Source organism: Mucilaginibacter sp. P4_G9 (assembly GCF_056400985.1).
In genome coordinates, this window is the sequence record NZ_JBFUKF010000179.1 from 1 (window position 1) to 10,731 (window position 10,731).

At 42.4% G+C, this 10,731-nt stretch carries 8 protein-coding genes; 7 read left to right on the top strand and 1 reads right to left on the bottom strand.

The window, feature by feature from the left end; genetic code table 11:
- Positions 1 to 1,028 precede the first annotated feature (1,028 nt).
- The 5 genes from AC1DPZ_RS15640 (at position 1,029) to AC1DPZ_RS15660 (ending at position 8,014) form a co-directional block, all read left to right on the top strand.
- On the top strand, positions 1,029 to 3,023 hold the full coding sequence (locus tag AC1DPZ_RS15640; protein WP_477404991.1) for a glycoside hydrolase family 2 protein: 1,995 nt from the start codon (positions 1,029 to 1,031) through the stop codon (positions 3,021 to 3,023).
- A 196-nt stretch (positions 3,024 to 3,219) separates the two neighbouring features.
- Positions 3,220 to 4,302, top strand: coding sequence for a sensor histidine kinase (locus AC1DPZ_RS15645; protein WP_477404993.1), 1,083 nt, complete (start codon positions 3,220 to 3,222; stop codon positions 4,300 to 4,302).
- A complete protein-coding gene (locus tag AC1DPZ_RS15650) occupies positions 4,299 to 4,997 on the top strand; it encodes a LytR/AlgR family response regulator transcription factor (protein ID WP_477404995.1) in 699 nt (232 codons plus the stop codon). The genes AC1DPZ_RS15645 and AC1DPZ_RS15650 overlap by 4 nt, the downstream gene beginning before the upstream one ends.
- Before the next feature lie 159 nt (positions 4,998 to 5,156).
- Positions 5,157 to 6,884 (top strand): CocE/NonD family hydrolase, encoded by a 1,728-nt coding sequence (locus tag AC1DPZ_RS15655; RefSeq protein ID WP_477404997.1) that lies wholly within the window; start codon positions 5,157 to 5,159, stop codon positions 6,882 to 6,884.
- Between the two features lie 98 nt (positions 6,885 to 6,982).
- The gene (locus AC1DPZ_RS15660) at positions 6,983 to 8,014 is read left to right on the top strand and encodes a class I fructose-bisphosphate aldolase (RefSeq protein ID WP_477404999.1); all 1,032 of its coding nucleotides are present in this window, start codon (positions 6,983 to 6,985) and stop codon (positions 8,012 to 8,014) included.
- Here AC1DPZ_RS15660 and AC1DPZ_RS15665 read toward each other — a convergent pair.
- The gene (locus AC1DPZ_RS15665) at positions 8,011 to 8,418 is read right to left on the bottom strand and encodes a DUF6855 family protein (protein ID WP_477405001.1); all 408 of its coding nucleotides are present in this window, start codon (positions 8,416 to 8,418) and stop codon (positions 8,011 to 8,013) included. The two genes, AC1DPZ_RS15660 and AC1DPZ_RS15665, sit on opposite strands and share 4 nt — an antisense overlap.
- A gap of 427 nt (positions 8,419 to 8,845) precedes the next feature.
- Here AC1DPZ_RS15665 and AC1DPZ_RS15670 point away from each other — a divergent pair, with 427 nt between their 5' ends.
- Together AC1DPZ_RS15670 and ccsA are read left to right on the top strand one after the other, a co-directional pair.
- Positions 8,846 to 9,256, top strand: a complete 411-nt coding sequence (locus tag AC1DPZ_RS15670) for a cytochrome c maturation protein CcmE domain-containing protein (protein WP_477405003.1) — start codon at positions 8,846 to 8,848, stop codon at positions 9,254 to 9,256.
- A 10-nt stretch (positions 9,257 to 9,266) separates the two neighbouring features.
- Positions 9,267 to 10,731, top strand: a 1,465-nt coding sequence (gene ccsA, locus AC1DPZ_RS15675) for a cytochrome c biogenesis protein CcsA (protein WP_477405005.1), incomplete at its 3' end; no start/stop codon positions are given.

Here is a 10,731-nt window from a genome sequence, read left to right on the forward strand (position 1 = left end):
CTTCGTACCTTATAATGACGTGTTTGTAAGTCGCTGATTTTCAATATACGTTTAAATACACTTCTCGTTGTGAGATGCAGTGATTGTTAAAAAAGGGCTGTCATGCTGAGCCTGTCGAAGCATAGCGGGTGAAGGCCTCTGCGCGCGACCCTTCGACAGGCTCAGGGTGACAGGGCCAATTACTCGCATAAGTAAACACGTCATCCCCATTTTTTTTCCAGGATCATCCTGGTGGATACTCGTAATGACGGTCTGTTTTTTTATTTTTAGACAGCCTCGTAAATTGAGGCTAAAATTTGCCGGATTTGTGAGATAGGCGGATGATAAGTTTCCAATTAATCCGGCTCTATATATCMCGATATAAATTGATTTTTCTTCAAAAAAGTGTATTTATAGTGAAKACAGGAACACTATATAGAAATTAACTAACAAAGAAAAAAGAAGTAAATCACTTTGCGTYTTAGCGTCTTTGCGCGAGATAAATTCAGATATCGAACTACAGTCCGTCAGCTTKATTTTAATCACAAGTTAATATTTGGGTTTATWATGTTGATTATCAGTGGCATAAGTGTTCCGGTCTTTGTTAGTTTTAAAAAAGCTTAAGTTGTTGATAATCAGCCACAATGCGTTCCAAAGCGTTCGGGGTGTTCCACTGCACTCAAATGGAACACTTAATAAATCAAATTTAAACAGCTTCTTAGCACCAACAGAATACATTTGTATAGTATTTAAAGGATTTACTCACAAATCGGTATAGCTATTTCAGGACGGGTCAAGTTATGAATCTATAAAAGCAGCGATTGTTAATCCGATAAAGAGCTTGAGAGCTGAATGATTGGTAAAACGTAATATAATCCAGCTTTTTCATTACATAATCTATACTTACGTCGGCTGTTAATAATAAGTTTGTTTAACCAGTAAACTAATAAAAGACATTACAATCCATTGATTTAAATTGCCCGCGTATTGTTTGCTACGCTTAAATTGGTCACATCAGGTTACTTCCACAGAAAAGCATACGTATAAAGATGAAAATAAATGTTAAAAGGCTAAAATTCACCAGGATAGTTTTGCTGCTGGCATTTGCTACGCATGTTGTAATGGCATTCGGGCAAAATCCTCAAAAATTGCCGCTCAGTGGGCCCTGGAGGTTTTTAATTGATCCGGCAGATGTTGGGTTACAGAAGGGGTATGCTAAAGAGATGCCGCACGAAGCCAAAATTGTTTTTATACCCCACACCTGGAATGTTCAAACTGGGCTTGAGAATTATGCTGGTAAGGCATGGTATTTTAAGAGTTTTCAGGTTCCGGCAAAATGGCACGGAAAAGCGGTTTTTATCAAATTCGAGGCAGTGTATCATGATGCGGTGCTTTTCGTTAATGGCAGGCGTGTTGGCGAACATCTCAATTCAGGGTATACTCCATTTTCGTTCGATATTTCGAAATTCCTGGAATATGGGAAACTCAATAAGCTTGTAGTTTCTTGTGACAATAGTTTTTCTGCTACAAACTTGCCATTTCAAAAGGCCTTCGATTGGGCAAACGATGGAGGAATTATCAGGGAAGTGTCGCTTTATATATGTGATAGGCCATCAATAAAGTACGTTCATATCACCCCTGATTTGAATCTGAAAGATAGCAGTGCTGTTGCACTGATAAAAATAAAGCTGAATGAGTCTGAGGTCACCTCTGCAGACTTTAGTGCTTTATTGAAGGAAAAAAAGACCGGAAAACTTATTCTTACACAAAGGATAACTGCAAAGCAGATTGGTGATAGCTATGAGTTGTCGTTTCATTTAAATAAGGTGATCCCCTGGCACTTTGACAACCCGTTTCTTTATGAATTGCAGATTATGGTTCGCAATAAAAACGGGGTTTCTGATGTCAGGGTAGAGAAGTTCGGTTTCAGGAAAATAGTGATAAACGGCGACAAGCTGACTTTAAACGGCGAGGAGGTGCGCTTGCCTGGTATTGAATATATGCCAGGAAGTCATACATCATACGGATCTGCCGAGCCCCGAATGATTATGGACAGTGTGGTGAGGATGATGAAACAACTGAACGTTGTGGTCACTCGTTTTCACTGGCAGCAGGATCAACATATGCTTGACCTTATGGACGAATATGGGATCCTGGTGCAGGAAGAAATTCCATGGTGGCAAAAGCCTGCGCAATTGACACCTGAAGTAATGATAACTGCAAAACAGCAACTGTCGGAGATGACAGAAGCGCATTATAACCATCCAAGTATTTTTGCTTGGGCATTAAATAACGAAGTTCCATCCACGCAGAAAGATAACGATCAGTTAAAAGGTTTTGCCCGGACTTTGGACTCCACGCGATTGATTAATGTCGTTGGAAATAAAATGGATGCTAAACTTGAAAATGATCCCGGACTTATGGGAGATTTACCATCATGGAACGATTATGTAGGAACCTGGAATGGTAACCAACGGGATTTACTACCAAAAAAATTTGATGATATAGCTATGGCTTTGAAAGGCCGGCCGTTGATGATCAGTGAGGCCGGACTTTGTGAACCCGCTTTTTCCGGGGGCGATGCCAGAAGGTTAGATGATATGGCTTACCACATGCAGGAATGGCGTCGCAGGCCGTTCATTGCAGGCTTCATTTATTTTTGTCTCAACGATTATCGAACCCAAATGGGTGAAGAAGGAAGGGGTAAATTTCAAATACGCCGTCATGGATTAACGGATATTTATCTGCGGCCTAAACCTTCATTTTATACGTTTGGGCAGTTATGCTCTCCGGTTGAAATTACCAAAGTCACCAGGTTGAACAAATTCGACATTTCCATTGAAATCCAGGTAAAAAACTCCATCCCGTCATATACAATCAATGGCTATACACTTGAATACCGCGACTCGAGCGGACAGTTTCATCAGATAATTATTGACAAACTGAAACCTGGTCAAAAAAAACAATTTATCGTTCAAAATATCAATGAGCGATATGCTTTTTCCGTAAAAAGACCAGGGGGAGCTATTGCAGCGAGCTACTGATAAAATTAGAAAGTAAATCTAAAATTTGAATGTTATTTATAAAGGTAACCGGGATGGCGGGATAAGCATCCCGGTTTTTCTTTTTGCAGAAAAATTATTCCCGCTCATCCCCAAATCTCCGCGCTCCTGTATTTTCTCTTTATATTACCAAATAGATTTTGTTGGTTTGTTTTGTTAACCAGGCAAATCAATAACCTTGAAACAGGAAAAAAAAATATCGCTTTACTGGCAATGTCAAATATTTGGCTGGTCGCTGGCCGGGCTGTTCTGGGCGTTTTCTGCCTGGATGCAGGTTCAGGATAGTCCGTTTCCCGGGGGCTTTAGTTATCGGCTGGCGCTGCTTCATTTTGTATTTGATATTGCTATTGGCATAGCCGTTACCCATACCTATTACCTATTTGCTCATAAGCTTAATTGGATCCGGTTAAAGTTAAAAAGTATGCCTGTAAGGCTTATTCCTGCTGTGTTGGTTATGGGACTGGTATATATGCTGCTGGTGATGATTAAATTGTATGTGCTCCGCTATTATTTTAGCTACAATTTTAGTTCGACGTTTGGCGGGTTTTTAAGGCAGAATTACCTCATCGTTTCGGCAACCGGTATCAGGCTGATGGCAATCTGGGTGTTGGCTTTTCATCTTTATCACTATGCCGTAATGGAGATAGACACGGCAAAAGAATATTCACGCCTCCAGGTAGTGGCGCGCGAAGCACAATTGCAGCAGTTAGCGGCCCAGCTTAACCCGCATTTCTTTTTTAACTCGCTCAACAGTGTTAAGGCGCTCATCAGTATCAATCCCGTAAAAGCCCGCAGAGCGATCGACCTGCTGTCAGATTTATTACGAAACTCGCTGTATGGGCGCAATACCGGACTTATCTCTTTACATGATGAGATGAGTTTGGTGAACGATTACCTTGAACTGGAAAAGATCCGCTTTGAAGACCGTTTGCAATTCACAATTACTATTGGCGAAGTACCGGATACTTGTTTAATACTCCCCTTAAGTATTCAAACTTTGGTGGAGAATGCCATTAAGCACGGCATCGCACAGCAAAAAGATGGCGGCCAGATTATTATTGCCATTAAAAAGCAGGAGGATTGTATAAACATAAGCGTAGGGAGTCCCGGCAGAATAAACAATGCGACGGGAACCAATGGACTTGGTTTAAAAAACCTTGAGGAACGGCTATTGCTTCAATACCCAAACAAAGGATCGCTCAGTTTAACAGAATTACCGGGTGATAAAGTTTTAGCAACCATCATAACCCCCATATCATGAAAAAGATAAGCGTGATTATAGTGGATGATGAGCGCCTGGCGCGGGATGAAATTAAACGGATGCTGATGGATTACCCTGATGTAGCCGTTTTGGGCGAAGCCGGGAATGCTGACGAAGCAAAGCACCTTATAGAAAAGTATAGCCCTCAGCTGATATTCCTGGATGTGCAAATGCCCGGAAGATCTGGCTTCGACCTGCTGGAAATGCTTTCGGATGTGCCGGAAGTTATTTTCACTACTGCCTTTGATCAATACGCGGTTAAAGCCTTTGAGGCAAATGCGCTTGATTATCTTGTAAAACCAATCCGCGATGAGCGTTTTGCAAAGGCCATGCAAAAGATGAAGGATAAGCTGAGTGCGTCGTCGGCAAATCAGCAGATCTTTATTAAGGATGGCAACAAGTGTTACTTTGTTAATCCGGCGGATATTTACCTTATCGAATCGATGGATAATTACGCGGTATTGCATTTTGGTAATAACAAAGCCTTCCTGAAACGCTCGCTCAACCAACTGGAAGAAAAGCTGGATGCGGCGGTGTTCTTCCGGATAAACCGTGCACAAATGGTAAATAAGACCTTTATTGGTCAAATTCATCATTTAGCTGGCGGTAAATTGAATATCAGTTTAAAAACAGGCCAGTTGCTGGAGGTATCCGACAGGCAATCGGTAAAATTTAAAACCTTAAACGGACTTTAAAAAGCTGAAAGCACAAGGCTGAAAGCAGAAAGCATAAGGCGGAAAACTTTGTACGTACATAAATTAAATAAATAATCAACATAAGAATGCCGGGCGGCATGAAAGCAAATTCATAAGCTTTCTGCTTTAAGCCTTCGGCTTTTAGCTAAAAAAAACATTATGAAAAAAATATTCCTGTTACTGGCTTTTATAAGCCGGGGGGTAACTCTTTTTGCCCAAAATGTACCGCAAACTGATGCAGAACGGTATATCATTAATGATAGTGTGTTCATTAAAACGCGACAGGGAAATACGCTCTCCGCGGTGGTTGTCCGCAAGCGTGATGTGGCCGGTCCGCAGCCTGCTGCTTTGTTTGTGTTTATTTATTCGGATGTTAAAAGGAGCCTGGCCGAAGCCAAATATGCTGCCGATCATGGTTATGTGGGCGTAGTGGCCGACGTGCGTGGTAAGCGCCTTAGCCCCGAAGAAGTGGTACCCTATGAGCATGATGCCGAAGATGTTTACGAGGTGATAGACTGGGTAAGCAAACAGCCCTGGAGCAATGGAAAAGTGGGGATGTATGGCGGCAGTTATTCGGGCTTTGTGCAGTGGGCCGGTTTAAAGTACAGGGTTCACCCTGCGCTTAAAACTATTGTACCCTATGTTTCGGCTATACCTGGGATGGGCCTCCCGATGGAAAATAATGTGTTCCTGAACGCCAATTACGGCTGGGCATTTTACGTAACCAATAACAAATATTTGGATACAGCTACCTATAACAATCAGCAGCGCTGGCGGGATTTAAATGACAACTGGTATAAAAGCGGTGCATCATACCGTAAGATTGATAGTGTTGACCATGCCCCCAATAAATGGCTGCAACGCTGGCTGCAGCACCCTGGTTTTGATAAATATTGGCAATCTATGATCCCGTATGGAAAAGAATATGCTAAGATCAATATCCCGGTGCTGGCTTTTGATGGTTATTATGATGATGGGCAAACATCGGGCCTGTACTACCTGCGGCAGCTGGCTAAATATAACCCTAATGCCGATTATTATTTGGTGTTGGGCCCGTATGATCATTTTGGCGCGCAAAGGGGCGGGGTAGCCAACCTGCGTGATTATAAGGTTGATCCGGTAGCGCTTATTAATACAAAAGAGATCACTTTTCAATGGTTTGATTACATCATGAAACACGGAAAAAAGCCGGCAATATTAAAAGATCGCATTAATTACGAGGTTATGGGTGCCAATCGCTGGGATCATGCGCCATCGCTTGAAAAAATGCACCATAGCATGCTGAAATTATACTTTAGCAATATTAAAAAGGATGATCAGTTTAAACTTTCGGCACCAAAACCTGCCGGCCCGGCATACCTTGAACAGGAAGTTGATTTTGCCGATCGTACCACCATGAACAGTTTTGCCTATCCGTATCCCATTATCCAGAAGGATATTTACAGCAACGGCTTTACTTTCATGAGCGATAGTTTAAAGCAACCGCTCATTGTTAACGGGGCATTCATAGGTCAGCTCACTGCTGCGATTAACAAAAAGGATTTTGATTACAGCGTGGTGCTTTATGAAGTTATGCCCAACGGCGAATATTTTGAGCTCAGCTATTTTGTGGGCCGTGCCAGTTATGCGTGGGAGATCAACCATCGCAGGTTATTGCAGCCCGGGAAGATAACAGTCATTCCGTTTTCAAATACCAAGGTGGTAAGCAGGCAATTGAGCCGGGGTAGCCGCCTGCTGGTAGTCATCAACGTAAATAAAAATCGCTTTTGCCAGGTAAATTATGGTACCGGGAAGGATGTAAGTACTGAAAGCATTGCTGATGCCAAAACACCTTTAAAAGTGAAGTGGTATAATGGCAGTTATATTGAGGTGCCGGTATCCAAATGATCGGAGTGGGAAAATAGCTGTCTTTTATAATATCATCAAACAACCATTGCCCACGCGTGTTCATGTATATACCTACTTAACACAACGTATATATGGATATGGACAATTCAATATTAAAAAGCATCGCGCAACGATTAATGGCAGATAATAAAGGTCTGCTGGCGATGGACGAAAGCACACCCACCTGCAATAAACGCTTTTCGGAATTAGGAATACCCCAAACCGAAGAATACCGGCGTAAATATCGCGATCTTATAGTTAACACTCCCGGTTTGGGCGAGTACATTAGCGGGGCAATCCTATTTGATGAAACCATTAAGCAAAGCACCACTGATGGTACCCTGTTTATTGATATTTTAAAACGGAATGGAATAATTCCGGGTATAAAGGTAGATGAGGGGACTATACCAATGGCGGGTTTTCCCGGAGAAAAAATAGCCGAGGGCCTGGATGGCCTGAACGGGCGGTTAAAAGCTTATTACGATATGGGAGCCCGTTTTGCTAAATGGCGGGCAGTTATCACCATAGGGAATGACATCCCTTCTTCGGCATGTATAAAGGCCAACGCCTATACGCTGGCACGTTATGCTATTCTTAGCCAGGAAACCGGTTTGGTGCCCATTGTTGAGCCGGAGGTAGTGATGGATGGCAACCATTCATTAGCGCAATGTGCTGCTGTAACAACCGAAGTGCTGCATGCCGTTTTTAATGCGTTGTACCAGCAGCGGGTTGATCTGGAAGGCATAATCCTGAAACCAAACATGATACTGCCCGGTGAAGATAGCCCAGAAAAACCAACTGTAGATGACGTTGCCGAAGCTACCATGAAATGTTTTTTAAGAACCGTACCTGCCACTGTGCCTGGCATTGCTTTTTTGTCTGGCGGTCAGTCGGCCCAATTAGCTTCAGAGCGGTTGAACAGGATGCACACCCATTTTGGTGAGATTATGCCCTGGGTGCTTACCTTTTCATTTTCAAGAGCGATACAGCAACCCGCGCTGGAGTTGTGGCGGGGAAAGGATGAAAATATTGCGGTAGCCCAACAGGCCTTGCTCCATCGGGCAGCTTGTAACAGCGCCGCTACAATGGGTGAATACACTGTAGAAATGGAAACACCCGGTCAATCCTAAACCGCCCTCATTTTGTTGCCTTTCGGCTCATGGGTAACCTCGGCAAGGCCTAAGGCTTCCATAAGAGGAGGTATGTACATGCCGAAACGCCCGCGCAGGCCCTTTTTTAACCCATACCAGCCGCCAACCGGGTTTGATTCTGAACGGCCCCATGCTTCCACTGTGCCTTCTCTGGTTGGCTTTTGCTCATCGGCGCTGCCAAGTTCCATCCAGTCGCCGTGAGCTTTTAACATCGCATGCAAATCGGCGAGGCAGCGGTAATCATAATGCAAAACTGTTTTGCCAACGGTGCATACCAAAATTTCTTTGCCATCTTTTACATCGGCATGCATGGTATATTCTGATGATAAAGGTGGTGTTTTTAAAGTCAACGGGTTTTCTTTAGTACCTATCTTATCTTTCATTTTTTTATTGTTTAAGGTTTTTTACCGGGTTAACTCAGCAACCTGATGCTATAAATATACTTAAGTTAAATAACAGACAGATCTTTTAAGCGTAAAGGAATTTATTAAGAAGCTGTTTAAAAATAAAAAAACAGGCCGTCATTGCGAGGTACGAAGCAATCCCCGACTATGCAGATCGGATTTGCAAAGCTACTCTGTAAGGTGGGGATTGCTTCGTACCTCGCAATGACGCGTGGATATTGGTTTCATTGGAGGTGTAAAAACATTAATAAATCAAATTTAAACAGCTTCTAAGAGAACCGGGGTGTTGTCCGATTTTTAAGCTATTGTTAAGAATGGTTCTAAATAAAACATATCACTTGTAATAAACATTATTAGCTATACGTTTTGTATTTTTGCATTTCTATTAATTTTATATAAACCGCAAATGAAAAAAAGTTCAATTTTTGGCCTTATTGTTATAGCTATCGCTATAGCGGTTATCATTAGTGTATACTCCAACTCAAGTACTTATGGTTCTTTTGGTGATGCCTCAAAAACCAACAGCGAATTACATATTGTAGGGCACCTTAATAAATCAAAAGAGTTGTTTTATGATGCCACTAAGGATGCCAATTACTTTTCGTTTTACATGAAGGATAATAAGGGCGAGGAACGTAAGGTAATTTTTACAGGTACCAAGCCAGAGGATTTTGAACGGAGCGAACAACTGGTGCTTACCGGCGCTATGGTTGGCAACGAGTTTCATGCATCCAAGATCCTGATGAAATGCCCATCAAAATACACCCAGGATAAAATAGAAGTTACAGAAGTTAAGGCCAAACAGGCCAGTATATAAAACCATTTTGATGGATACAGTTTTTAAAGGTGAACACCTTTTACCGGGCCAGATAGGTCAGTTTTTTATCGTTCTTTCTTTCGGAGCCGCTCTTTTATCTTGTATCAGTTATTACTTTGCCACTACCGAAGACGCAGGGAAACAGGATAGTATTTGGCAAAAACTTGGCCGTATAGGCTTTTTTGTTAATACAGCCGCTATATTGGGTATAGGCACCTGCCTGTTTTACCTTATTTACAAACATTATTTCGAATACCATTACGCCTGGGCTTATACCTCGCGTTCATTGCCTATTTATTACATCATATCAGCCTTTTGGAACGGACAGGAGGGGGGCTTTTTGCTATGGTTGTTCTGGCAGTCAGTTTTAGGTATTGTACTCATCTTCAGGGCCAAATCATGGGAACGCCCGGTGATGACGGTTGTGGCGCTATCACAGGTAATGCTGGCTACCATGGTTTTAGGTGTTGAAGTATTGGGCCAGCGAATAGGCAGTTCGCCATTCCTGTTGTTAAGGCAATCAATGGAGGCGCCCATCTTCTCGAACCCCAATTACCTTGAGTTTATAAAAGACGGGCAGGGCATGGTGCCGTCACTGCAAAATTACTGGATGATCATTCACCCGCCAACACTGTTCCTGGGCTTTGCATCAATGGTGGTGCCTTTTGCTTACGCGATTGCAGGGCTTTGGCAAAAAAAATATAAAGATTGGGTACAACCAGCTATACCTTATGCGCTGTTTGCCTGTATGATACTGGGTACAGGTGTTGTAATGGGCTCGTTCTGGGCTTATGAATCACTTAATTTTGGTGGTTTCTGGGCATGGGACCCGGTAGAGAATGCTTCTATTTTTCCATGGATAACGCTGGTAGCAGCAGTTCACGTGCTTGTTGTTTATAAAAACTCAGGTCATTCGTACTTTACTGCCACGTTTTTGGTGTTGATAAGCTTTGTGCTGGTATGGTACTCATCATTCCTTAACCGCAGCGGTATTTTGGGCGATACGTCTGTACACTCTTTTACCGACCTGGGCATGTTTTGGCAGCTGGTTATAGGCATTATGTTGTTCCTGATACTATCGGTAGTACTGCTGGTACGCAGATGGAAGGAATTGCCTATCACCAAAAAGGACGAAGAAACCTACAGCCGCGAATTCTGGATGTTTGTGGGCGCTGTATTTTTGAGCCTTTCGTGCTTTCACTTACTGGTAGTAACCTCTGTACCGGTTTGGAACGCTATGTTTAAAACCAAAATAGCCCCGCCATCAGATATTGTTAAGCATTATAATGTTATCCAATCGTCGTTTGTACTGGTAATAACTTTACTAACCGGCTTTACCCAGTTTTTAAAATATAAAAAGACTGATGTTACCAGGTTTTTTATCACAACAGGCATTTACCTGTTGTTTGCAGCTTTGGTAACAGCGCTTATTGTTTATGCTACAGGCGTATACAAACTTAATATAGTGTTTGTGC

Bases quoted from the DNA above. Each gene is read 5' to 3' on its own strand.
- AC1DPZ_RS15640 (WP_477404991.1), top strand. From the start codon at position 1,029: ATGAAAATAAATGTTAAAAGGCTAAAATTCACCAGGATAGTTTTGCTG.
- AC1DPZ_RS15650 (WP_477404995.1), top strand. From the start codon at position 4,299: ATGAAAAAGATAAGCGTGATTATAGTGGATGATGAGCGCCTGGCGCGG.
- AC1DPZ_RS15655 (WP_477404997.1), top strand. From the start codon at position 5,157: ATGAAAAAAATATTCCTGTTACTGGCTTTTATAAGCCGGGGGGTAACT.
- AC1DPZ_RS15660 (WP_477404999.1), top strand. From the start codon at position 6,983: ATGGACAATTCAATATTAAAAAGCATCGCGCAACGATTAATGGCAGAT.
- AC1DPZ_RS15665 (WP_477405001.1), bottom strand. From the start codon at position 8,418: ATGAAAGATAAGATAGGTACTAAAGAAAACCCGTTGACTTTAAAAACA.
- AC1DPZ_RS15670 (WP_477405003.1), top strand. From the start codon at position 8,846: ATGAAAAAAAGTTCAATTTTTGGCCTTATTGTTATAGCTATCGCTATA.